Source organism: Chryseobacterium rhizosphaerae (assembly GCF_003385455.1).
Classification (GTDB): Bacteria; Bacteroidota; Bacteroidia; order Flavobacteriales; family Weeksellaceae; genus Chryseobacterium; species Chryseobacterium rhizosphaerae.
This window is the reverse complement of the sequence record NZ_QNUF01000001.1, coordinates 42,650-68,419: the sequence shown is the minus strand read 5'-3', so window position 1 is coordinate 68,419 and position 25,770 is coordinate 42,650. Positions and strand designations below refer to the sequence as shown.

Here is a 25,770-nt window from a genome sequence, read left to right as displayed (position 1 = left end):
AAAACCGGCAATTATAGCCGGTTTTAAATTTTAATTATTCTTTTATTATTTTCTGAGAAATAACGGGCTGCCCATCTTCTGTCACATTGAGAAGGTAAGAACCTGAAGGAACATTTTTGATATCAACATAGATCGTTGATGAATCTTTTAATTCAAATCTTGTGGAAATCAGTTTTCCAGAGGCGTCATAGACTTCAACTTTAGTATTTTTGGAAAAATCCTGTTTTCCACGGATAGAAAATTCACCATCACCAGGATTCGGATATATACTGAACTTTCTTTCTATAGCCTTTACATCTGCAACTCTAAGCGTCGACTTACTTAAGGTCCATGTAATATTGGTAAGATGAAGTGTACTATGGTTATCTACTTTTAACAGCGGATTATTATCTGTTACCGAAAATAGCAGAGTATTGTTTCCATTGTTCAGCTGAGCCGGACTAAGTGTTAAAGTATTTCCTGTTGCACTTAGAGCAGTACCGTTCAATTTCCAGGTGTTCACTAAAGTATTGGGAATCGGAAGGACTTCATTCACCGTAAACGTCATATTGGAAGTAACGCTCACAGTTGTATTATTAGCCGGAGTATAAGAATCTACAGGGGAAACTAAAGAGTGGATTTTCTCAATAATTGCTTCTTTACAAACGGAGCAAAACTGCTGGTTAAGGTACCTCATCTCACAGCTCTGGTGCGGTCTGAACCAGCTTGGGCTCTCTGTATACGGATAGACTCCCACACTGTTTAATCCCACCCAGTTTTTCCATTTTATAGTAGCCGGATTAGAGTTTTGGGTTTTGTTGGGTGACTCCAGAGAACCGGCAAACCAATATTCATCTGCCAATTTTCCAAAAGAATGCCCCAGCTCATGGACTACAATTTCACTGGCAGAACCATTCAAAGAAGCAAAGGCATAGGTTCCTCCACAACCTCCATATTCTGTAGAATTACCCAACACATAGGTGATATCATAATCCGGGATATTAGCAGCCAGAACCTGCCCAACTTTATTGGTGGTATTGCTGTAAATACATCTGTGAACCCCAACATCAAAGGTAGACCCCAGATAATTATTGGGATTTGAAACCGGTATAACAGGTTCTGTAACGTCTGTAGCTGTTCCCGGATGCTTTACTCCTGTTTCAGCAGAAACTACTTTCACCGCATACGCATTAAAGTAATTTTTGTATTCTGTATAAGGACTTTTGGTGAAAAGATAATTAATGGTTGACTGGGCAGATGACACAAAAGAGGTCTGCTGGGCAGAAGTAAAACCATCCCCTAAAACTGCAATAACAATACGTTTATCATTGCTGCCATTCTGTAAAAGGGGCACTTTTTCAAATACCTGTCCAAAACAGCTGCTTCCCACAAGAAGAGATAATAATAGTTTTTTCATGATTATAGTTTTTGAGTGAATAATAGCTGTACACCGTTGTCTGTGGCTTTTTCAATTTTTACAAGACCCATATTTTCAGAATAGGGAAACCTCACACTGAACTCCGCATTTTGAAGTGAAGCTTTATGCCGGGACATCCCTTCTTTTTCATAGACTTCAAGTTCCGGATTCAGAGGATCTTTTACATGCTGTTTGGCAATTTCTTTGCCTCCCGTTTCTACAAGCGTAATAATAAAATCTCCATTTTGAACTTCTTTTCGATCAAAAGAAGGCATTGACTTCATCTTACCTTCTGAGATTTTGCTTTCCTGAAGGATAATTTTTTCACTTCCGGATCTGTCTTTATCTGCTTTAAAAAACAAATAAATAATCCGGTCACCTTTTTCTACCGTATTTTCTACGGCCACGCTCCCGTACGAAGCTAACCCACTCTCTTTCTGAAAACTACAAAACAGAAAAGAGGGAACGATTAATAAATTGATTAAATTTTTCATGTCTATTTTTTTTAAAGTTAATAAACTTTTAAATACAAATCACTCCTATTTGATTTTTTTTGATGACTGAAAAAATGGCAGAAAGTCCTTATCTTTGAACCAATGATTTCAGAGAAAATAATTTTAGGTATTGATCCCGGGACAGCCATCATGGGGTTTGGTCTTATTTCCGTTAAAAAAGGTAAAATGGAAATGATCTCCATTCATGAACTGATCTTAAAAAAATATCCTAATCACGAAACGAAGCTTAAATATATTTTTGATAAGACGTTAGCGCTCATTGATGAATTTCATCCTGACGAAGTAGCTCTTGAAGCCCCTTTCTTTGGAAAAAATGTACAGAGTATGTTAAAATTAGGACGTGCTCAGGGGGTAGCCATGGCTGCCAGCCTTCATAGAAATATTCCCATCACAGAATATTCTCCCAAAAAAATTAAAATGGCCATTACCGGAAACGGAAATGCCAGTAAAGAACAGGTAGCAGGAATGCTTCAGAACCTTCTTAACCTAAAAGAATTCCCCACAAAATACCTGGATGCCTCCGATGGTCTTGCCGTTGCGGTATGCCATCACTTCAATTCCGGAACTATAGCAGACACAAAATCATACTCCGGCTGGGATAGTTTCTTAAAACAGAACCCGGATCGGTTGAAATAATCTATATAAAAACATAAAAACCACTGCTGTTTAGTTGCAGTGGTTTTATTCTAGTTGTAAACACAAGTATCCTCACTCATACGGAGAAGACTTATTTCATTTGTACATGCAAAATATTTAATTGATTTATACAATCAAAAAATTCCTTCTTTTTATCTTCTTTAAGATAAGGCATTCCATCTATACCATCTTTGATATCAGTATATTTTATTCTTATATTGTCATAATTAACTATCTTTTTATTTGTAAAATAATAGTTCTTTACATAAACAGGAGATTTGGGAGTATATTGATCTATTTCGAAACACTTTTTCAAATTATCTACTTTATTTTGTTTTACTAACTCGTATCTGAAGTATTCGTCAGGATAATCCTTTTTTACATCTTGTATAGAAACCTTTTTTGTATAAAATATAAAATCAGTCTCTTTAATTTTGATCTTAATCTCATTGTATGAAAGGCTATCCAGACGCAATTTATATGGACTGGTTGTAATTTCACAAGCAAATTCATTATCTACGATAATCATCCCATTATAAAAACCCTGTTCATCATGGAATCCATCTTCAATATAAATATGAGAATATTTTTTATCAGGACTAATATTACAAGACTTTGCACCTACTAATCTGTATGTCAAAAAATTATTTTTAATTCCTCTTATTAATGTCGAATCCATGTATGCAGTATTATAATATATATAATTATCTTTTAACAAAGATTCATTCATTTGCTTTAGTGATATTTTATTTTGTGAAGAACAACATGTAAATATGATTGTACTTAATAATAATATAAAATTTTTCATTGTCGGTACCTTAGTTATTAGTATGCTCTATTTTTTAACTTTTGCCAATGGTAAAATGCAGCTGCTCCATGATAATTATATCTATTTTTTAGTACTGTATTATTAACATCAAGTACATTTTTAACACTTGGAATAGGATTTATTTGTGTTCCATCTGAATTATAATAAATACTACTACCAGCATTATCTATTAATCTTCCCTCAGTATTAGGTATACAGTTTTGAGCAATATGTCCTAAAGCAAAATTCCCATATACATGTCCCATCTCATGTGCTATTGTTGCATACAATGAAGGAGACTTTCCATCATTTCCTGCTGTTGTCCAAACTCCTTTTCTATCTGAAGAATTAAGCTCAACAATATTACTTTCTCCATATTTTACTTGAGAAGCTCCATTTGTATAGTTGAAATTAATATCCCTCACTTTTCCATCATTCCCTTGAGCTTGGTCAAAATAGTTAATCATTGTATTTCCTATAGATGTATTTTTATCTAAATAATTCAATCCAGCTACCGTCTGTAAAACGTAATCCGATAAATGTGTTGAACTGTTTATATTTGTCCATTTTCCCTCAACTTGATGTTGAGTCGCTCCATTGTGATATCTGTATTGTGTACCATCTTGGTCATTGATGTATATCCATTCGCCATTGATATCTATATATCTAATTGGATTTCCAGCAACATAATTGTATGGTGACAAAGAGTTATATTTTTCACTATAATTATCTAATACACCCCATCTTCCAATATCTGCCATATACATCCTTGCACCATAATCATACATCTCAGTCTCCTGCAATTCTTTTCCGTTGTACTTATAATTTTTATATGTACCCGGTCCAAAGAAAGATGCTCCAGTATTTAAATGGCTCATCCCGAAAGGATAATAATCATTAGAATCTGTAATTTCAAGAGCTCCTGTGCTGTTTCTGGTGAAACTTGTTCTTAAATGATCCTGTTATTGGTAAATATAGCAGTTCTATTTTTATTAGCTCAAAGTCGGGAGACTTTGCACAGCTAGGGATAGTTTTTTGAAACAGAACCCGGATCGGTTGAAATAGAAAAAGCAAAAATACTCCAGTTTTTTTCTAGATGTAGAGAAGTAAAACCATCTATTAGCTAGCCATTAGAAAAATAAAACCCGTACTATTGATCACAACAAAATCCTCGAAAAAACAAGGGTTTATTCTTAATGTACCACAAATATAAAAAATTCATCCTTCTTTGTAATGATTTTAAGATTTCTTCCAGAAAATATGGTCGCTTTATATGCAAAAAACCACCGCAATTTTGCAGTGGTTTTACTTTTATCCCAGTTCGATCGTGACGATCGAACCAGCGAGAGGAGTCATATTATTCTTGAAGATTAACCGTTTTAATTATATGGCAATGATATGATTCATCCTCGTATGAAAAAGAAAAATACCAAACGTTATTCAAGCCGTCTAACGAAGAAACTCCTATTTCTTCAATCCAAAAATTAAGATCATTTAAAAGATTTTCTTTAAAATCAGTAAGTTCTTGATTTTTGATATTTTCTTTAATAGCACGTACTAAAGCTTCTCTTTCATCTGTTGAATGGTTTTGTGAGCAATATGTACCTCCCATAAATTCAAAAATAATTGTATATAAATTCATAGTTTATCTATTTCCTTTTGCATTTCTACTATGGTTTTCTCCGGTTTCTTGTGCTTTTGCTTTCCAATGTTTTACCTGCTTTTCTAATTGTGTTTTTAACTTATTATCTTCTTTTGTTTTATTGGGTTTTCTAGATATGGAATCCAATTTACTTTTAGCTTCTTCATATTTTTCTCCAGCACTTTGCTTGGCTTTAAGATTTGCATGTTGTCCATTCTTTCCTCCTCCTTTTCTTGCATCAGGAACATTTACACCATTTACGTCGGTACTATCTGTTTCTGCATTGGATTCTGATCCTGCATCGGATTCCGCATTCATTGTATGAGGAGAATGTGTCATCGGATCAATTCGAGTTCCATACTGAGTAGGTGTAGTATTTACAAAATCGCTAATAACATACCATGAAGCAACCGCTAAAAAAGCAAAAAAACCAAAACGAGCATTTTGTGAAAGAACAATACCTGCTGCCGCTGGAGAAACTCCACTTACAGCAATTTCGTCTATATCTGTGAAGGTTTTTCCTCCTTCTAAAAGCTGTACAGTTGCTCCGTTGATCCTATAACTCCCCGTTGGTCCAACATAGTTCCAGTCTTTAGGAGTATTTTCCGGTCCCGTTACAATAGGATCCCATTTGTAATTGCCTTTTCCATCAGTAAACCAATCAGAAACTTGTTCTCCTTGCATTCCCGTTGGATCTGCAAACATAATCGGATTATTCCAAACGTAACTATAAGCTTCATGTGTATATTGGCTTCTTGGATCCACCACACCCCATCTACCAATATCCGGCATATACATCCTCGCTCCATAATCATACATACCTGTCTCTTGCAACTCCTTGCCGTTGTACTTATAATTTTTATATGTACTCGGTCCAAAGAAAGATGCTCCAGTATTTAAATGACTCATCCCGAATGGGTAATAATCATTAGAATCTGTAATTTCAAGAGCTCCTGTGCTGTTTCTGATGAAACTTATTCTTACATTTCCTAAATGATCCTTATATTGGTAAATATACTGATCTTTTTCGTAATCATAAAACCCTTCTGCAGTTGGAAAAAACTGTAAATCCACTGTTTTACTTACAGGTGTGGGAGAAATCTTTCGTGTTTCATTGGAGAACGCCTCTATTTCCATTGCTTTTCTCGTGGGAGATACAGCAAAATCAGCAGGCTCCTCCCCTCCACCAGGGGAACCACCACCTGCAATATTCATAAGACTATACTGAAATCCGTCTAAATAATCTGTATCAGTTGTAGTCGTTACAGTCCCGTTAATACCATCACTCAATTCAACGGTTCTTTTATGTAATTTCACTCCATCACCCCGGTATAGGTTAGTACTATTAAAATTAGTACCACGAACTATCGAATTGGGTAAATTCAAATGGTTATAATTAATTCCTACAATCTGTTTATCCGGCATATCTTTCATATTGCCATTGAGATCATAGCTGATTGTACCACCACCGCCTTCATATCCAGCCTGATTATTGGTACTATCTTTAATATTGGTTAGCTTATTTCCGGAATAGGTATAGGTAAGATTATCAATGACGGTTGCTGTATTTATTCCCGCTTTAACTACTGAAGTTCTGTAAAGACTGGTAATATTTCCGTTTGCATCATAAGCTAAAGATTCTATATTTTCTTTACTATTCGGATTATTGGGATTCTGATAATACCCCGCACTTAGTCTGTTCAAACCATCATAGGCATATCCATACCTTTTGGGGGTAATGGGTGGGTTAGCTCCAATACTCCGTACAGACCTCCAGTCTATTTCCGCAATATTTCCGTTATATCTTGGTTTTACATTCTTCCCGGGGAATTGTATAGCATCGGGGTTTTCGATACCTTCTCTCTGGTTGTATTTAATTTTATAAGCAAATAACTTTCCGCCTAAATCAACAACAGGCATCTGGTTTTTATTAATATCGGTCATCCAGCCCCTGATATTATAATCGTAATCAATACTTTGAAGACCGTTTCCTACTTTTTTATTGCTGAGCTGGGAAAGTTCGTTGTACGTATTTTCAGTCAGAAGCTGCTCTGGGTTACCATCTACCTGATGCCAATGTTCCTTCACCCTATTCTGGGAATCATAAACAAAACGCTCCTGAATGGTTACTCCTGCCTCGCCGGGTTTTCTCATGTGATAGGTGTTGGTATTTTGTGGAGCACCTGCAAAATCCAGCTTAGATTCTGTTTTGGTATAACCTCCTAAATGATTAATGGAGTGAGTACCAATTAGCCTACCTTTGGTATCATAATAAGTATAATTCTTTGTCCATCCAATATCATTGGCTTCTGTATTTTTCACATAGCTGGCAGTGGGCAGTCCTTTTGTACTTACCGTAGAGTTTTGAGAATTATCCTGTAAAACATCGCTTCCTTGTATTTGTGAAGGAATGGCAGGTGCTCCTACAGGATACGTATCATAATAATTGAGGCTTAAAAAATTATAAACTTTATCATATTGGGGATACCCCGAAGTAACAGAATAATAGATGTTCATCCCGCTATAATCCATAGATATACCAGCGCTTCTGGTTTCACTATTGCTGCCTTTAGTATTGGCATAATTCTGTTCTTCCAAACGGGAGTTCCCCATGGCTTGGCATATACCAGTCATGATTACTCTTGAAAACTGGTCATATTTGGTGTACATCCACTGTCCTTTGGCTCTGAGATTGGCATCTTGTGTACCCACCAGTCTATCCTGTTTATCATACACCATATATTCCCAGTCTTTTCCAGGAAGCTTCTTTTCTACCAAACGGTTTCTGCCATCGTAACGATATTCATAAGCTAATTCCTGTTGATCAGCCCATCCCCAATGTACTTTTTTTGATAACAAAGGAGGAATTACCCATGCTAACTGATCATATTCATTATAAACATAATAGGTGTCCGCATTTTCTGTGGCGCTGATTACTTTTCTTACCATCAACGTCTGCCCTTTCCCATTTTTGAATTCAATAGTTTGGTTTCCGTCTTCATCGGTTAGTGTATTCTTGTAAAGCTGGCTTGCTCCATATATCCCTCCGTATTCAATGGTTGATTTGGTCGCATTGTTCTCCCATATAGTTGTAGTGGTGTATTTTATAGCATCTGTTGCAGTATTAACATCATATTCAAACTTCACAGGCTTATTCGACCAGTCATTTCCCACCTGAATCTGTTGCTGGATTCTATCTAAGGGTGAGTTTTCCAGTATCTTTTCTGCATAAATCTTTTCTGAACCATAAGGTGTATTGGTTGCATTAGCCAAAGGATTGGGAACGATAGCCCCATTAAGGGTCCCGGATTGGGGAACGGGAAGGTAATCTTTTACCTGCCTGCCAAATCCGTCATATTCAAAATAGGTCACTACATCCTTTCCTTGTGGAGAAGCTTTCACATTCACTATCTGTTTAGGTCTTCCCAATCCATCGAAATACTGAACGGTTTCAGCAGATTTGGAAGCCGTAGCTCCATTATAATCCAGATATGTTTTAGCTTGGATATAGTTTTCGGTGTTAGGAAGTGGAGTAAGCTGTGCCTGTACACTTGATGTTAGCAGTACTCCTATAGGAATTATTATTTTTTTCATCGGTATTAGTTTTTATAGTTGTACTTCATTTCCTTTATTACCTTTCCATTTACATCAACTACTTTTTCAAGTCTGCCCACTGCATCATAAAGGTAGCTTTCTCCGATTCCAGATGGTGGAGTGATGCTTCTTACTCCTACCAGCGGATCATACGTGTAAGTAGTCACCAGAGAATTAGGAAACTGAGCTCGGAATGTTTTTAATGCATTTAATAAAGCGGTTTCATCATTATTGGAACCTGCAGCTCCATCCAAATCAGAAGCATTGACAATAGCACTGGTAGCAGATGAAACCTGGGAAAAGGTTACTCCTTCTATTTTAGCGATAGGCTGGGTGTTATTATATCCCCAGATAATGACTGTGGATATACCGTCTTTTGTGGTATATTGCTGCAGGTTTCCGTTTGAGTCATATGTATCGTATTGAACCTCTGTCGTTGAAATAGCAGGGTTTTGAAGATCATAGGATTTAACAGCTAACGGCAGTACAATATTGCCGGTTTGAGCGGTAGGTAAGGCCACCGGATAAATGGTCTCTGTTTTTGCAATAATTTTATTGTCTTTTTTTATCTCTGAACTTACTGGAATACCCACCATGTTTTTGGATATCATTAAAGTATTATTTACTTCTGTATCCTCTGCATATAAATATTTTTTTGATAAACTGGAATTGTCTGATGTAACGATATTCTCTTTGGAAAGGTTCAGATGTTTACTACTCTCATAATAATATTCTTCTGCATTCTTTATCTCATTATTACTTAAGAAATCTGTAACCACTTTCTTTTTAATAGCAGACATATTCAAAAACTTCTTATACCCCTGTACCCAGGCACCTGAAAGATGATGCACTGTTACAAAATTATTATTGTCTTTTGCATTATTAGGATTAAAATCTATATTGTCATTGAAAGTATATTCTGTTTTCTTTAAAGGATTTGCAGAACCTTCCGCATATATAATTTCTGATTTTAGCTTACCCCTTAAAATACTTCTATCAATTCCATATAAATTTCTGAGATTTTTATACAAATTTTCCGGAGCGATCTGAGCGGAAGTGAAATAGTTCCTTAAGTTTCCAGTATCGGGATTTAAAATATCAGGATAGTCTTCATAATTGGTGAAATTGTACTCCGTATATCCTTTTCCTGCATTCACTTCAAAAACCTTTTGATATCCTACATTATAACTATCCATACTATTTTGCTGAACATTAGAACTAGATCTCATCATCAGCTTCTGAATCGAAGTAGGACTTGTAAATTCTATATAATAAATATATCTTGGCCAGTTCATCAATATCCCTGAAGAAATTCCCCCGCTTAATGCCATTGTATATTTGTATGTTTTATCATTAATTATTCCTCCGTTTTCTGAATAATCATATTGTCTGAGAATTCTTGCTCCTCCTACAACTCCCGCATTGTTCATTAAAGAAGGCAAAAAAGAACTTGCAGAATTTCTTTCTATTCTCTTACCATAATAATTAGGTTCATATTCAAAAGTAGAATACCCTTTTGTTGGATAGGTGATCTTACTTAACAATCCCACATTGTATTTTTGGATATTAGTATCTCTATATGTACTATTTATTGTATAATCTCCTGTAGCGGAATTGTACGTTTCAAAAGGTGATATATTGGTATTATTATCATTCCCATTCCAATATCCCCAGTGATCCAGACCTTTTGTGACATACTTTGGTAAGTTCGATGTATTATAGTATTCAAAACTATAGACTTTATTACTTTGAGGCTCTGTAATTGTTTTTAAAAAAGGTCTTTTGTTTACTCCTCCAAAATCATCATAAGCAAATAGAGTATTCTTAACCAAAATATTATTACTGAATATCTGAATATTATCTACCAAAAACTCATTGAAATTTAAGGCACTTGAACTTCCTTCATAATGTTTAATTGGATAGCCAGCATCTTTATAATTAATTTTTATTTCCTTGTCTCCATATTTTATAGACTCAAGGAGAGAACGTTTTGTTAAAACAAAGTTTTCAGTATAACCTGGTGTGCCAGCTACAGCAGAAGCACAGCCTGCAAATCCTCCCGGACAATTTTTCCAATCGTCAACCCTTGCACCATCCTGAAAGTAGCCTTCAAAATTAAGTACTTTAGCATTATTCAGGACATTTGTAGTACTTGACATAATACTACAAAAAGTACTGTTTAAATTATCTTGGACATATCCAAAATTAATAGTTTGCCCATTTGTAAATTCAACTTTTGAAAGACTGAATGAATTTATATACGGAAATCCTTTAAACGTATTTTGCTTAGACGGACCAGGAAGAGGTAAATTATATGCTATTTCATATTTGGAGAAATCTCCACCAAAATAATATTTGTTTCCCTGTCCATCAGTAATAATAATTGTTTGATTAGTTGGCTTGCAGAATTCATATCCTCCATAAGAAACTACTCCTGTTAAGTCAACTTTTATATTTGGATCATTTGATTCTACTAAAACATTTCCATCATTTCCCACCATAAATTTTCCGGAAAGCCCCATGGCATTAAAACTAAAAACATCAGGTTCTCCTTCATAACCATTATCTACAGTTCCCAATCTCCAACTCTCCCCAGTTACGCCCCCTGTACCATTGTATAAATCATAGACCTGAGTATTAGTATAGGGATTGAGCCGAACTCCAGTCAAAAAGCCATGAAGGTTTACCCCTGTTCCAAAAGGATTCCCGGCAGTTCCATTGGGAATACCTTTATATTCATCAGGAATACCTTTTAAAGTTCTTGTAATTCTTCCTCCTGCCATAAGTGACCAATTCATCCCCGCATAATCAGATTTCTTATGAGGTAAAAAACCGGACGAATCATACGAAACAAAAACATCTATATTTTTACCACCATTTGTCGGAATAGTATAAATAGGTATTCTAAGATCAAGTGTTCCCGTATAAAGATTAACAGGTACATTTCCATATTTCTCAAATGCATAAGTTTGTGGTGATTTTATTTGTATCGGCTCCTTTGTTTGTTGTGAAAAGGAATGTGTGGCTAGCAGGAGTGATAGTGATAAGTATATTTTTTTCATTATCTATTTTTTAATCAGTTTAGCATTTGCTGTTTTATTGTTATCCGTTTTTATGGTCACCAGGTAAGCGCCTTGTACAAGAGCCTGTGTACTCAACTTGGTAACATTGTTTTTAGTTTTTATATTCTGAAGCTGTCTTCCACTCATATCGTACAGCATAATATCAGCTTCTTTGAAATTAAAGCCGATTTCCACATAAGCATAATCGGATACAGGGTTCGGATAAATCTTGATATCATGTTTTTCTATTAACTGATCCACCTGTTTGTCTCCCAGCTTTACAATCTTCCAGTTCTCTTTTCCTAATTCCTCAGCACTGGTTCCGGCCAGAATAATAGAGCCATCTCTGTTAAGTCTCAAATCCGAAAGTCTCTCCTCTCTTTTTCTCGAGTCTCCACTCACATGTTTTCTCCATTGTTCATTGCCGTTTCCATCCAGATATAGCATCCAGAAAGTCTCATCATCTTTCTCTATTCTTCCTTCCGCCTGGGTATACCCTCCGAGCAATATTCCTTTTGTGGCATCTTGATTCCTGGATCCTGACTCTTGACTCTGTATCACATTCATCCCCATCAAAATATCCCTGTTCTTGAAATTGTAAGATTTCTGCCATTGTTCATCCCCTCTTTCATTCAGTGAGATCAGCCAAAGGTCTGTGCCTTCTTCAATTTCTACTGATTTGTTTCCGGATCTCTCGGATCTGGATTCTCCTCCGATGATAAAACCGTTTGAAGTTAGAGCCAGGGTTCTGATATGATCATCGCCTTTTCCGCCAAAGTTCTTTTCCCATTCTACTTTTCCGTTTTTATCCAGCTTTACAATCCAGTAGTCGCCTTCACCGAAATTGCTGCTGGCTTTTGGCATTTGGCTAATGGCTATTGAGGAAGCGGGTCTTTCAGTCGAAGGTTTAGTCTCAGAATTTCCAACCCCGGAACCCAGAACCTCGGAACTCCTTGAATAGATTCCTAATAATGCTCCGCCGTCTTTCGTGGGTATCATTTTTTCTACTTCATCCAAGCCTCTTCCTCCCAGAATAAGCTGAGAAAGCTCTTTTCCGTCTTTATCCAGTCTGGTGATCCAGACATCTTTTGAACCGTAACCTTTGGATGAGTTTTGAATATTTCCCGCCACAAAAAAGCCTAAGTCGGTGGTTTGAATCACTGCTTTGGCTTCTTCATCTGAGGAAGTTCCCAAGGTTTTTTGCCACAGTTCATCACCAAATTCATTCAGTCTGATCAACCAGATATCCGATCCCCCTTTGGAATCATCTTTTTTATCCAGTCCTTTTCCGGAATAGGAAGTACCGGAAACCAGAAATCCTCCATCCTGAGTGGTCACAGTTGCGGATAAATAGTCGTGGTTTTGTCCGGCAAAATATTTCTCCCAAACCTGTTCTCCCTGCTGGTTGAGTTTGATCAAATGAAAATCGTAACCGTTGTTTTGTTTCTGGTTATTGGCAGCTAGTGACTGGCTTTTAGCCTGAATACTGCTTCCTGTAATAAGATATTGCTGGTCAATGGTTGTGATCACCTGATTGAGAAAATCCTGAGTGGAAGATTTGATGTCTTTCTGCCAGATGACTTCCTGGGCAGATAGACTCACAATGGTGCATAAGGTAAATGCACCGAGATAAAGTTTTTTCATTCCCTGTTTTTTAAGTTATTATAAGTTTAATTCGGTTGCAAAAATACCCTTTTTACCTCACTATCGAAAGATTTATTAGCATGAACGATTACAAATTCATCATCCATTAACTTCTTTATAGGTTTACGCTATTTTCATTCAAAAATATTGCTCAACAGCGACAAAACGTGTCGTATAATCAATAGAAAACTTAAATTCTTCTAAACAAGAAATTACATATTATTTCAGCTCATAGCAATTTAATATTAGCCTAGTATAGCTAAAGCAAAAAGGCCATCTCACAATTAGTGAAAATGGCCTCTTTTATAATTTCCTTAAGCTTCTATACAAGATTCACAACCTCAACTCATGAGCATTGTGATATCATTCTAATTATTTAAGAATTTCTTAGAAACATTTTTATTTTTATCAGAATAGTTGATGATAAATGCTCCTTTTGGTAGTTGATTACTTATTTGAATTTCATTCGTTTTAGTATTTCCTTTCTGAATAAGTTTACCACTTAGATCATAAATCTGGTAATCTCCAAACACATCATTTCTGTTTCCAACCAGGTTTATTTTATTTTCAGATTTCAGATATATAATTTTTGATTCTGAACTTCCTTTAGTTTCTGTCGTGCTTAATTCAGAGCTTGTAATTCTTACGGCATAATCTTCCATTTGCCCATATTGCAATTGAGAACAAGCCGTCATATCAGGAAGAGTTGTACCACCATAAGTTGCAGCATCTACCGCGACTCTCATTCTCAGATAGGTACCTGTTACTGCACCTGCAGGAGGTGTAATATTACTGGTCAAAGTAGTTCCAGCTCCGCTTGCCATAGAATTTGATGTATTATTGACCACTAATTCAGAACCTTCGAATGATCCATTGTTATTATAATCTATCCAAACTTTTGTTACAAATTTCTCTGCTTGCCCAAAACCATTATCATAGCTCACTTTTAGTGCTGTACTTGAATTTAATGGAATATCTGTATAATACGCAGGTCTGATACAAGTAGCCGTAGTATAATCTTCATAAAACTTAGGAGAAACCTCATCTGAATCATAACCATTAGTCATGCTACTGATTGACCCAAACTGAACTCTTGTTGCTCCAATTGCAAAATTGTTATTAGCAGGATGCAAAGTTCCTGTTGGACTGCATTGCGCCGCTGTTATTGAAACAGGAGAAGGAATTACAACTGAAGGATCTACACCTGCCGTTGAAGTAATTAAATTTTTTCTATATTCCATCATCAACATGATAGCTCTATCTCTTTGGCCTTCTGTAAATTTACGGTTAGAATTGGTATAATTCATGACATTATACTGAGTTCCATCATAGTTTTGCGAAGTACATGGATCAATACTTGTATTGCCAGGCACAGCAACCCCATACATACTTCTTGATGGTGAAGTATCACAAACTCTGTCTCCATCTGTTGCACAGTTGTTATTGACAGGACAAGAAGTCTGATTAGTATAACCTACTCCCTGAAAAGTATGATATAAACCAAATGCATGCCCCAGCTCATGAGTAAGGGTAGTATCATTTTGATTTTTAAGAGTAGCCACTTTCATGAAACTTTCATAGAAATAATCATAGGTTTCCGGAAATCTTGCATAGCCCATCAATCCACCGGCATTTTGCTGCTGTCCGTCAAATCCTATAACAACGTAAATATTGAAATAGGAAGTCTCCGGCCAATGTGGTGCCAATGTTTTTATCTGCGAATCATTAGCTCCGTTCCCGGCACCATTGGAATCAACACCTCTGGTATCATATAATGGAATTGAACTACCATCATATCTTACAATACCACTTGTAGGTAAACAACTTGGAGACCTTTTTGCCAATACCAATTTAAAAGGGATTACATTTCCTCCTGTTGCACCAGCCCCTTCTGGATAGAATCCGTTCCCATATGTCGTTGCATACATTTTATTGGCTCTGTCAATCCAATCTTTAATATTTTGATCACTAAGGCTTAAATTAGTATTAGCTGTCGCACTGGATTCAATAACATGCACCACTACCGGTATTTCAAAAACCTGTCCTGTGTATAATCCATTCCACGATGTGCTACCTCCTACTTTATTAAGAAAGGACTGCTTGTCCATACTTCTCAATTTGGCTTCTGTTTCTTCTCTTCTTTTTTTTAATTCTGGGAATTTGGCATCCATCTTTGTTAATTCACTATCAAAACCACAATAATGGTCATGACCTTGAGAAAACACATTGATAAACAACAAAAGCATAGAAATAATGTTAATTTTCTTCATTAAAATACTTTTTTTAAATTAATTTGGCGCTAAATTACCCTTTTACTAATAAAACATCAAAAATAAAAAGCCAAAATTACCACACTTTTTTTATCAAATTCACAGTACATATTTAACAATCTTATTTACAGCTAAATAGCATTTTAACAGTTGTTACTTGGTAAAACATAATACTATCTTTTACATTGGTATGATTTTTAGTATTACATTTGTATAAATTTTCAGTTATGAAAACAAACCAACAAACTATAAATCAAGGGAATCATAAAATAAATTGGTTCCAGCAGTTTCTGATGGTATGTTCCGGCGGAAACATCCATATTTTGAGAAAAACCCCAAGTGAATGGAATAAATTTTCAGGAATTGGAGGGATCGTTCTTTTCACTGCAGTATTTGCTACTTTATCTGCAGGGTATGCCATGTATACGGTATTTGATAATATCTGGGCTTCTGTAGGATTTGGAATTCTATGGGGATTAATGATCTTCAACCTGGACCGTTATATTGTTTCATCCATTAAGAAAACCGGAACATGGTGGAACCAGATCCTGATGTCTATTCCGCGTCTGATTTTGGCCACCTTTTTAGGAATTATCATTTCGAAGCCTTTAGAGCTTAAAATCTTCGAAAAAGAAGTCAACAAACAGCTGAATACCATTATACAAAGGAATAAAAAGCAGCTTCAGGGGGAAATGAGCGGAAGAATCCTTCAGCAAAGCGGACCCTTTGAAACTGAGAAGCAGCAGATTTCAGAAAAGATAGCCCAATACCAAAAATCCTATGATTCAGCGTCTGTAGAACTGGAAAAAGAAATTTTGGGAAAACAGTCCGGACTGACCAGTGGAAAAGAAGGTTTCGGGCCTAATGCCAAACGTAAACAGCAGTTAAAAGAACAGCGCAGGCTGGATCTTGAAAATTTTCAGAAACAATCTGCTCCCAGACTGGAATATCTGGATAAAGAAATATCCAAAGTATATACTAACCTGGAAACAGAAAGAAAATCTTCAGAAACCTTTGAAGACAAATTCAACGGTTTTGCAGCAAAACTGCAGGCTTTGGATGAACTTGGCAAAAATTCAGCCATCATTGGGCTGGCAGCAACTTTCATAATGGGGCTTTTTATTTGTCTTGAGATCTCTCCTGTTTTGGTGAAATTAATATCCCATGTAGGACCTTATGATTATCTTTTAGAAAAAACAGAAAATGACTTCAGACTGTATTCCAAGGAAAAAATTGAAAAAGGAAATGCGCTGACCGATTTTCGGATTGATGATTTTAAGGATAATTTAAAAAAATAATGTATTTTTCAAATATGATTATTGATAAAGAAGAGATCCGGAAAAAAAAGAAAAAGCTGGATGACTGTAAAGCTTTTCTCAAAAAAGAATTCATTGGAATAGATAAAATTATTGATAACCTGATGGAATACATTCAGGTATGGTATCTGATGCCTGAGATTCTCACCCGCCCTGTGGTGATCAGCCTTTGGGGGATGACAGGGGTAGGAAAAACAGATCTGGTAAGAAAGATGGTCCGGTTTCTGGATTTTCAAAACCGTTTTGTGGAAATAGAGCTCAGCAATAGTGATGAAACCTCATGGAGCAAAAGCGTTGCAGATATATTTCAAACGAATGGTCTCGGTGATGAGAAACCGAGTATTGCTCTTTTTGACGAGATCCAGCGCTTTAACACCCTTGAACCAGACGGAACCCCAGTATCCCAAACTAAATACACAGATTTCTGGGAGCTTTTAAGCGACGGGCGCCTTAGTAAAAGGGAACGTGAAGATCTGGAACATTATCTGTTCTCCTATCTTTTGCGAAAAAAGGAAAATGAAAGACGAAAAAAAGGCGGTGAAACAGATCTGGAAGAAAACCCCTATCTCAATCTCTGGGATGCAAAAGAGCTTAAGAAATACCTCAGCATGGAAGATGATGTCATGAGCATCATTGATATGAAAGAGGAAGATATGATCAAGCTGATCCGTAAGAAACAAAAGGAAAAGAAAATCTATGAACCTGTGGATTACAGCAAAATGCTGATCATTATCAGTGGAAACCTGGATGAAGCTTTTCAAATGTCCCGCGAAACCAGTGAAGCTGATATAGATGCCAATATCTACCATGCATTTACCAAGAAAATTACAATGGTGGATATAAAGAATGCATTAGCCAGAAAATTCCGCCCTGAGCAGGTTGCCCGATTTGGTAATATCCATCTTATTTATTTTTCACTAAAAACAGAAGATTTTTATAAGCTTATTCAGCGGGAGATCAATAACCTGAGACATAAGACCAAAACAAAATTTGGTGTTACCCTGAAAATTAATAAAAATATCAACGAGCTTATTTATAGAAACGGAGTGTTTCCTGTACAGGGTGTTCGTCCCGTATTCAGCAGTGTAGTGGATATTTTGGATACCAACCTCAGCAAGTTTCTTTTTGAAGCGATCATGAATGAGGACAAAACCATAGAAATTGATTATCTGATGGACCGGAAGATCATTACCGGAAAAATAGGCAGCAGAATGGTTGAAATTCCTTATACGGGAAGAATAGACAGCATACGCCAGGCTAACGAGCAGGATGCAGTAGCTAATATCAGCGTCCATGAATGCGGTCATGCCGTTTGTTATATGCTTTATACCGGATTTGCCCCGTTACAGCTGAAAAGCAAGGTAGCAAGCAGCTACGCTGCAGGTTTTACCTTCCCTCATCAGATACATGATACAAGGGAAAGTATTCTGGATAGAATTAAAATTTATCTTGCAGGAGGTATTGCTGAAGAAATTGTTTTTGGTGAGAAGAATGCCAGTATTGGAAGGAGCCACGACAGAGAGCAGGCCACTACTCTTGCTATAGATTATATCCGAAAATATGGTTTTGAGGAACATTTCCAGGCCACCTATAATCTGGAAGACTATCCTCACCGTATGCAGCAGCATATTACTGATGAGAGGGTAGAAAAACTGATACAGGATCTTGCCAAAATAACCAGAGAAGATCTTATTCTCCACCTGGACCTGTTGAAAGATATAAGCAAAATACTGAGTGAAAAAGGAAGCATGCTTCCAAAAGAAATTTATGATATTGCTATTAAACATCATGTAAAGGTAAATATCAAAGAGGAAGGCTACCTGCATATTGCAGATTATCATAACCTTCTCCATCTTTAAAAAGACTTACATCATTATACCTAAAGCTTTCGGACTCCCCGGAAGCTTTTCTGTTTTATCCGGGAACATTTTTTGCTCTGGTATAGTATGCCATCAAGTGTTGTCAACAGCTTTATTTACTTTCCTGAAACTGAAATATTACGCATTATATATCAGTCAGGAGCTGTTTATGACTATCTTAATGTACCGCCAGATATTGTTGAAAAATTTGGAAAAGCCAGATCAAAAGGTATTTTCTTAAATAAGGTGATTAAACCCAGATTTACCTATTCCAGAATAAACTGAATAAAAAAGCCTTCAAAAGTATTTCACTTTTAAAGGCTTTCTATTTAAACAATATTAACTTCTTTTTTATAAAGAGTAGTTCGGAGCTTCCTGAGTAATGATGACATCATGTGGGTGGGATTCTTTTAATCCGCTTCCTGTGATCATCACTAATTTGGAATCTTTTTGTAAAACTTCAATATCTTTAGCTCCACAATATCCCATACCTGCTCTTAAACCTCCGGTTAACTGGAAGATCACATCTTCTAGTTTCCCTTTGTGAGGTACTCTTCCTTCAATTCCTTCCGGAACGAATTTTTTAGCTTCACTTTGGAAATATCTTTCTTTTCCTCCTCTCTTCATTGCAGAAAGACTTCCCATTCCCTGGTAAGATTTGAATTTTCTTCCCTGGAAGATAATCTCTTCACCCGGTGCTTCATCTGTTCCTGCTAAAAGAGATCCTAGCATCACTGCTCCTGCTCCACTTGCAATTGCTTTTACAATATCTCCGGAAAGTTTAATCCCTCCATCTGCAATGACAGTAACATTTTTAGATTTAGCGTATTCATATACATTATAAATAGCTGATAACTGAGGTACACCTACTCCGGCAACCACTCTCGTTGTACAGATAGATCCAGGACCTACTCCTACTTTAAGAACGTTAGCTCCTGCTTCAATTAAGTCTTTAGCAGCGTCAGCCGTCACAATATTTCCTCCTACGATATCTAAATCCGGATATGCTTTTCTGATTTCTGAGATCTTGTCCAGTACCCCTTTCGAGTGTCCGTGTGCAGAGTCAATCGCTATGATATCAACACCAGCCTTTACCAAAGCCTCGATTCTATCTAATGTATCTTCTCCAACGCCAACTCCTGCACCTACAATAAGACGCCCTCCCTGATCTTTATTAGCATTAGGGTATTCTAATTGATTATCGATATCCTTGATGGTAATTAATCCTACAAGCTTATTATCTTTATCTACAATCGGAAGTTTCTCTACTCTGCTTTTAAGAAGAATTTCTTTAGCTTTTTCAAGGTTGGTATCTTTATCGGAAGTGATCAGATTTTCTTTAGTCATGATCTCTTCCACTTTCATATCAAGATTTTCCTGATATTTCACATCTCTGTTGGTAATGATTCCTATCAGAACATTATCAGCATCTACTACAGGAAGCCCGGAAATTTTGTATTTCGACATCATTTCTTTGGCCTGTCCTAAAGTATAATCTTTAGACAGGGTTACCGGATCTGAAATCATTCCGTTTTCGGAACGTTTCACACGATTCACCTGTGCAGCCTGCTCAGCAATGGTCATATTTTTGTGAATAAAACCTAAGCCTCCAACTCTTGCCAAAGCAATCGCCAGATCACCTTCAGTAACAGTGTCCATCGCAGCAGATACTATCGGAACATTCAGCGTGATTTTGTCGGTAAGTCTTGATTTTAATGATACCTGGTTAGGTAAAACTTCTGAATAAGAAGGGACTAGAAGAACGTCATCGAAAGTGATGGCTGTCTCTACAATTTTGTTATGAATAGACATCTTTACTTTCTTTGCAAAATTAGGTTATTTTAGTGAGATATGAAAATCATTTTTAATAGTTTACATAAAAATTAATAATCTATAACTTAAATCAAAAAAACCACCCTTTAATAAGAATGGTTTGATCACAAAATAAATCTAGTATGTTTGAAACTACTTGTTACAAATTATTTTTACGGTACCATAACTTCTGTTATTTAACCGGATTGCCATTTTCATCCAGATTTTCAATATGAGTCTGGTTATTTTTATCGACATAAAGCCTAAGCCGAACCTTTCCTTTTGTATCACGGATAAAAACACCTACATCTCCGTTGGATGTTTTTCCTGCAAAAAAGCGCTCGCTACCAAATTTCCCTTCTTCACGGAGCTTTGCATATGCTTTTTTACTTGCGACAGGATCATTTAATTTTTTCAGGGAATCATCGAATTTCATAACCGCTTCCAACGGAAAGTCATCCGGTCTGTCCCAAAGTTTTAAACCATATACTCTTTTTTTATCGCTTCCTGTGCCTTCAGAGTATTGCAGCTGCATCACCTGATCTGTACTTCTCTGATCCACAGAATACACCATTCCCGACCCTTTTTCATTACCGTCATATACAAGCCCTCCACATTCATCACCTAAAGAATTAAAGAAGATCATACCGGCTTCTCTTTCTCTCGGTTTCATTTCTTTATGATTGGCCATTCCGGGATGCTGTCTTTCTTTATTGCTGATGACCATTTTTAAGGTGCCGTCTTTCTCTACAATATTGATACGTTCCACATCTATTTCCTTAAACTTCTCATGGGAAGACTGCATTTTGAATGCAAGAATAAAAAACAGAATACAAACCACAGTAAGCGAAACAGCATAAACCTTAAGGATACGTACCTCCTTTACTAATTTATCGATATTAAAATTGTTTTGGCTCATAGGCAATTAAATTACTTATCTGAAACAGAATTGATGATCTTCGATATATCATCTGCCGTAAAGCTTCCTTTTACATCTACAAATACCAATTCTTTACTTGAGTTTACAGTAATCAGCATATTTTTAATAGCATCTCCATTCTGTTTTACGCGTACATTCACATTTTCACCATCATGTTTTACAGTCGCCCAGTCTTCGTAGTTGTTATTATTTAAATATTTAGCATAATCATTCAGCATTTCCTTGCTTCCGTTTTCCACGGTAAGGACTTTGATTTTAGAAACCTTTTTGATCAGATCAATGACCTCTTCACTTTCGCCATCTTCTCTTAAGGCTTTCTTGATAAAAGGCTTCGCCATCATCAGGGGCACATTTATGCTTGTAAACTTTGCTCCCTTGAAATCATACCCGGAATCTGAAAAGAAATCCATATTGGGCTTTCCTGAGACGATACAAGACTGAAGTGTAAATACCGTGAGGAAGGCAAGAAAAATGTTTTTAAGAATTTTCATGATGGTTGTTTTTTAGTCTATAGCTTTTAATGAGCCTCCTGAAGTTTTGCTGATATTGGATTCTATTTCTGGATTTCCTTTATATCTTACCAGTCCTCCTGAAGATGCTCTCACTTTTAATTTTCCAGATACGCTGACACTAAGGTTTCCGCCTGATGTCGCTTCAGTTTCCACATAGTCAAACTTTAAATCTTCTGCTTTACAAACAGCCCCACTGCTGATATCAATGACTCCGGAATCGGCTTTTCCACTTAAGCTGGTACTGGATCCGCTCGAGCTTTTAATGGATACATTCCCTGCAGTTACTCCCGCTCTTACGCTCGCTCCCGATGAAACAGACAGATCCACAGCCCCCATGATTTTAAAATCACCTGTCAAATGAGCTCCCGATGATGCATCAATTCTCATATCCTTTTCCTGGATTGCATTAACGACTGTAAAGTTGGATCCTGATGAGATATCAATATTATCCATTTTTGGAGAAGACACATTAACGCTTAAGTTTTTGAACCTTAAGTTTCTCACTCCTTTATTATCGATATGGATCTTCAATACTCCATTTTCTACTTTTGTAACAATATATTGCAGTTTATCAGCATCAGCAATCACCTTAACGCTGGTTGGTTTTTCCTGTTTGAAAACTACATTTACTCCTGTACTTACCTGAATTCCCGAAAACTCACCCACATTTCTTGCCTCTCCATTCAGATAAGACACATTATTTTCTGAAGTCAGTGTATTTCTTGTCTTGGTTACAGGATTCTTTTTTGTTTCACTGGAATTAATAATCTTGCTGACATCATCCATAGAAAGCTTCCCGTCCAGCATCACAAAAATACTTTCTCCGCCGCCACCGTCAATGCTCAACAGCAAATCATCCAGCATCCCATTTTTAGCTTCGGAAGAGAGGAACTTTACTTTTGCACCGGCATTATTTACCGTCATGATCTCGCTATAGTTGAGATTCTTCACATAAGAAGCTACATCTCTGCTCAATTGAGAAAGGTTGTTCTGAACTCTTTGGCCGTCGGCTGTATTTCCTTTTTCCGGATTTTCTGTGATCAGAATCTTCAATCCATTAATTTTTGACAATAATGGTTTTATCTGATCCAGCTGTGAATCATCAATATTCAGGCTGCTAAGCATTCCAAACATAGGCTTGGCAATTTTAATGGAAGTAACCCCTTCCACTTCCTGATATTTTTCAAAAAGCTGATCGAATTTGTCTTTTTGCCCATATACATTAAAAAAATGGGAGAAAGCAAGTGCGAATATTATGAATAGTTTTTTCATGAGTCAATTTTATTTTTAAGTTAATGATTAGTACTGATCAGACCTACATCTTTTTCAGTTAATAATCGTCATCTACCACTTTAGGCTGTACCAATTTTTCACTAACGTTATTTGCAAATATCTGGAATGAATACTTAGTCACATTGATGGCTTCTTCTACGTTATCAATTCTTTTACCGTTAACAATAACATAAGAATTTTCATAGCCTGTAGAATCTTTTCTTGTTTTATTGTTGAAAGAAGCGTTGTTTACATATCTCGGCTTTCTCTCTTTTTTAAGCCTTCCTCTTTTTGGCAGGATCTCATCCAATACATCTTTTTCAGCAACAGAATTCCCCTGAAAAATAGAGTCTTTTTTTGCTCCTGAGATAGAATCGGTATGATTAACTGCTACCTGGCTCTGATGGTCATTATTTTCTTCTATAAAGTCAGACTTTTGTCTTAATACTTCATCTTTCACTAATTTTTCAGCATCCTGAGCACCTGTATTCTGATAGGTATTGAAAACGAATCCAATACTGAAAAGTAACAGAACTGCTGCTGCCATCCAGAACCATTTTGGGAAAGAAGGTTTATTCTTTTCTAAAGGAATAATGGGAGTTATTTTTTCTTCAGCATCTTTTTCTTCATTCTGCTGAAGAAAGTCTTCAAAACTCCATTCCATTTTCTCCTCCTTTATATCCCGGAAGATTTCGTCGTATTTATCTTGTAATTGATCTTTTTTCATAACTCATCAGTTGTGTAATTTGTTCTTTTACTTTTTGTCTTGCCCGCATCAGGTTTACCCTTACTGCATTTTCCTCCATTTCCAGCATTTCAGAAATTTCGGAAACTTCATACTCCTCTACATCTTTCATATGGATGACCATTTTCTGTTTTTCAGGAAGCTGGTTGATAAATCCTATAATATATTCTTTAAGATTATCAATCTCCATACTGTAGAGCTCTGATTTGTGGAGCTGCATATCTGCAAATCCTATTTTCACGTTATGATGCTTCAGACGGTTCAGACATTCATTCCGGACAGATTTCAGCGCATAGGATTTAAAATTCCCAAACTGCTCAAGCTCCTCCTTCTTCTGCCAGAACTTCATCATCAGATCCTGTACAATATCTTCTGCTTCATCACTGCTCATGACGAATCTTTTCGCAAAACGATACATCTCGTCTTTGAGAATAAACACCGTATTCTTGAAAGTTTCTTGGGTCATGAGTTTTGTTTCTTATAGGTAAGACAATTGCTATTACCATTCTATTACATCGAAAATAAAAAAAACTTCAAAATAATTGAAGTTTTTTTTATTCCCAGATTAATAGGTATCAAAAATATGTTTTAAAATCGCCTTGTCATCGTCTGTTAGAGAGACTTTTCGTCTTCCCATAGCTCTTTCTGCAACTTCATATACTTTATCCAGTTTAAACCTTTCATCATCTTTAAGCCCACCCCACGAAAAGTTTTCTACGAGATTGGGAGGAAAGCCCGGTTTAAAAATGTTAGAGGCAACACCAATAACAGTTCCTGTATTCAATTGGGTATTGATTGCTGTTTTTGAATGATCTCCCACAATCAGGCCTGCAAACTGTAAGCCTGTATCTTCAAAAGCTTTGGTTCTGTAGTTCCAGAGTTTTACGTGGCTGTAGTTATTTTTAAGATTGGAAGAATTGGTATCAGCTCCGAAATTACACCATTCTCCGATAACAGAATTCCCGATAAAGCCTTCATGTCCTTTGCTGGTATACCCGAAAATGATAATATTGTTTACTTCACCTCCTACTTTACAATGTGGACCAATAGTAGTCGCTCCATAGATTTTGGATCCAAGATTAAATTTAGAGTCATCCCCTAATGTAATAGGACCACGAAGATTGCAGCCTTCCATTACTTCGGCATTTTTACCGATATAGATTTTTCCTGTTTTGGTATTCAGGGTAGAGAATTCAATCTGCGCTCCTTCTTCAATAAACAAATCTTTCTTATCTCCTAAGAAACCGTTGGTAGAAGAAAGCTCCTGTGAAGTTCTTCCTTTTGTAAGAAGTTCAAAGTCAAAATCAATAGCATAATGATTGTACGTAAAAAGATCTGCAGGCTTTTTAAAGAAAATAAGCTTTTCCTTAATATCCGTCATTTTTTCAATCTGATGTAAAGAAAAATCCTTCATATTAATCCTGGCCGCCACCAATTCGTCTTCGTATACCAGCGCCTCTCCCTGCTTAAGGTCTTTGATCTGCTGAATTACTGATTCTGTGGGCAAAAAATTGGAAACCAAAAATAGGCTCTCCGTATCTTCAGGATTTTTAAACTTATTCTGAAGATAGTTTTCTGTAAAATAAGAAACTTCATTATTTCCCAGAATTTTCTGCCATCTTTCCGAGAAGGTAAGGATTCCGCATCGCATTGCTGCAACAGGGCGGGTAAAAGTAAGTGGAAGAAAGTCTTCCCAATATTGTGCGTCTGAAAATACTAATTGCATTTTGTAGAAGTTATAGATTAG

General features: G+C 36.4%; 20 protein-coding genes. 4 read left to right on the top strand and 16 right to left on the bottom strand.

The annotated features are described in order from the left end of the window. Positions 1–34: 34 nt before the first annotated feature. Complete coding sequence (locus DRF57_RS00295; protein WP_115916277.1) at positions 35–1,396, bottom strand: T9SS type A sorting domain-containing protein; 1,362 nt, start codon at positions 1,394–1,396, stop codon at positions 35–37. 2 nt (positions 1,397–1,398) lie between these two features. Further along, a complete protein-coding gene (locus tag DRF57_RS00290; RefSeq protein ID WP_115916275.1) occupies positions 1,399–1,890 on the bottom strand; it encodes a hypothetical protein in 492 nt (163 codons plus the stop codon). Positions 1,891–1,992: 102 nt separating this feature from the next. Here DRF57_RS00290 and ruvC point away from each other — a divergent pair, with 102 nt between their 5' ends. Further along, positions 1,993–2,547: a crossover junction endodeoxyribonuclease RuvC gene (gene ruvC, locus DRF57_RS00285; RefSeq protein ID WP_115916273.1), complete on the top strand. Its 555-nt coding sequence runs from the start codon at positions 1,993–1,995 to the stop codon at positions 2,545–2,547. Positions 2,548–2,638: 91 nt separating this feature from the next. On the opposite strand, the gene DRF57_RS00280 is transcribed toward ruvC, so the two are convergent. The 7 genes from DRF57_RS00280 to DRF57_RS00250 all read right to left on the bottom strand — a co-directional run bounded on the left by DRF57_RS00280 (position 2,639) and on the right by DRF57_RS00250 (position 15,567). Next, entirely contained in the window at positions 2,639–3,226 is a 588-nt protein-coding gene (locus DRF57_RS00280; protein WP_123863263.1) for a hypothetical protein, read from the bottom strand. Positions 3,227–3,372: 146 nt separating this feature from the next. Further along, entirely contained in the window at positions 3,373–4,266 is an 894-nt protein-coding gene (locus DRF57_RS00275; RefSeq protein ID WP_262511484.1) for an RHS repeat-associated core domain-containing protein, read from the bottom strand. 446 nt (positions 4,267–4,712) lie between these two features. Beyond that, a complete protein-coding gene (locus DRF57_RS00270) occupies positions 4,713–4,997 on the bottom strand; it encodes a hypothetical protein (protein WP_123863262.1) in 285 nt (94 codons plus the stop codon). Between the two features lie 3 nt (positions 4,998–5,000). Further along, positions 5,001–8,591 (bottom strand): DUF6443 domain-containing protein, encoded by a 3,591-nt coding sequence (locus DRF57_RS00265; RefSeq protein ID WP_115916267.1) that lies wholly within the window; start codon positions 8,589–8,591, stop codon positions 5,001–5,003. A 5-nt stretch (positions 8,592–8,596) separates the two neighbouring features. Further along, positions 8,597–11,653, bottom strand: a complete 3,057-nt coding sequence (locus tag DRF57_RS00260) for a hypothetical protein (protein WP_123863261.1) — start codon at positions 11,651–11,653, stop codon at positions 8,597–8,599. 3 nt (positions 11,654–11,656) lie between these two features. Beyond that, positions 11,657–13,297, bottom strand: a complete 1,641-nt coding sequence (locus tag DRF57_RS00255) for a T9SS type A sorting domain-containing protein (RefSeq protein ID WP_115916263.1) — start codon at positions 13,295–13,297, stop codon at positions 11,657–11,659. 368 nt (positions 13,298–13,665) lie between these two features. Next, positions 13,666–15,567 carry a zinc-dependent metalloprotease gene (locus tag DRF57_RS00250; protein ID WP_115916261.1) on the bottom strand — a complete coding sequence of 634 codons (1,902 nt, stop codon included), beginning with the start codon at positions 15,565–15,567 and terminating at the stop codon, positions 13,666–13,668. A gap of 227 nt (positions 15,568–15,794) precedes the next feature. Between DRF57_RS00250 and DRF57_RS00245 the strand changes: the two genes are divergently transcribed. The 3 genes from DRF57_RS00245 (at position 15,795) to DRF57_RS00235 (ending at position 19,027) form a co-directional block, all read left to right on the top strand. Next, complete coding sequence (locus DRF57_RS00245) at positions 15,795–16,865, top strand: DUF4407 domain-containing protein (RefSeq protein ID WP_115916259.1); 1,071 nt, start codon at positions 15,795–15,797, stop codon at positions 16,863–16,865. Then, positions 16,865–18,742 carry an AAA family ATPase gene (locus DRF57_RS00240; RefSeq protein WP_206607179.1) on the top strand — a complete coding sequence of 626 codons (1,878 nt, stop codon included), beginning with the start codon at positions 16,865–16,867 and terminating at the stop codon, positions 18,740–18,742. The genes DRF57_RS00245 and DRF57_RS00240 overlap by 1 nt, the downstream gene beginning before the upstream one ends. An 87-nt stretch (positions 18,743–18,829) precedes the next feature. Then, the gene (locus DRF57_RS00235; RefSeq protein ID WP_115916257.1) at positions 18,830–19,027 is read left to right on the top strand and encodes a KTSC domain-containing protein; all 198 of its coding nucleotides are present in this window, start codon (positions 18,830–18,832) and stop codon (positions 19,025–19,027) included. Positions 19,028–19,093: 66 nt separating this feature from the next. Here the strand turns inward: DRF57_RS00235 and guaB are convergent, their stop codons facing one another. From guaB to DRF57_RS00200, 7 genes are all read right to left on the bottom strand, one after another. Next, a complete protein-coding gene (guaB, locus tag DRF57_RS00230; protein ID WP_047488614.1) occupies positions 19,094–20,554 on the bottom strand; it encodes an IMP dehydrogenase in 1,461 nt (486 codons plus the stop codon). A gap of 193 nt (positions 20,555–20,747) precedes the next feature. Further along, complete coding sequence (locus DRF57_RS00225; RefSeq protein ID WP_228450435.1) at positions 20,748–21,473, bottom strand: hypothetical protein; 726 nt, start codon at positions 21,471–21,473, stop codon at positions 20,748–20,750. 11 nt (positions 21,474–21,484) lie between these two features. After that, the gene (locus DRF57_RS00220) at positions 21,485–21,985 is read right to left on the bottom strand and encodes a DUF4252 domain-containing protein (protein ID WP_047488610.1); all 501 of its coding nucleotides are present in this window, start codon (positions 21,983–21,985) and stop codon (positions 21,485–21,487) included. 12 nt (positions 21,986–21,997) lie between these two features. Next, complete coding sequence (locus tag DRF57_RS00215) at positions 21,998–23,278, bottom strand: DUF4252 domain-containing protein (RefSeq protein WP_115916255.1); 1,281 nt, start codon at positions 23,276–23,278, stop codon at positions 21,998–22,000. A gap of 58 nt (positions 23,279–23,336) precedes the next feature. Beyond that, positions 23,337–24,005, bottom strand: coding sequence for a hypothetical protein (locus DRF57_RS00210; protein WP_174772388.1), 669 nt, complete (start codon positions 24,003–24,005; stop codon positions 23,337–23,339). Then, positions 23,980–24,489 (bottom strand): RNA polymerase sigma factor, encoded by a 510-nt coding sequence (locus tag DRF57_RS00205; RefSeq protein ID WP_047488602.1) that lies wholly within the window; start codon positions 24,487–24,489, stop codon positions 23,980–23,982. Before DRF57_RS00205 ends, DRF57_RS00210 begins: the two co-directional genes overlap by 26 nt. Positions 24,490–24,588: 99 nt before the next feature. After that, positions 24,589–25,749, bottom strand: a complete 1,161-nt coding sequence (locus DRF57_RS00200) for a putative sugar nucleotidyl transferase (protein ID WP_115916253.1) — start codon at positions 25,747–25,749, stop codon at positions 24,589–24,591. Between the last annotated feature and the right edge of the window lie 21 nt (positions 25,750–25,770).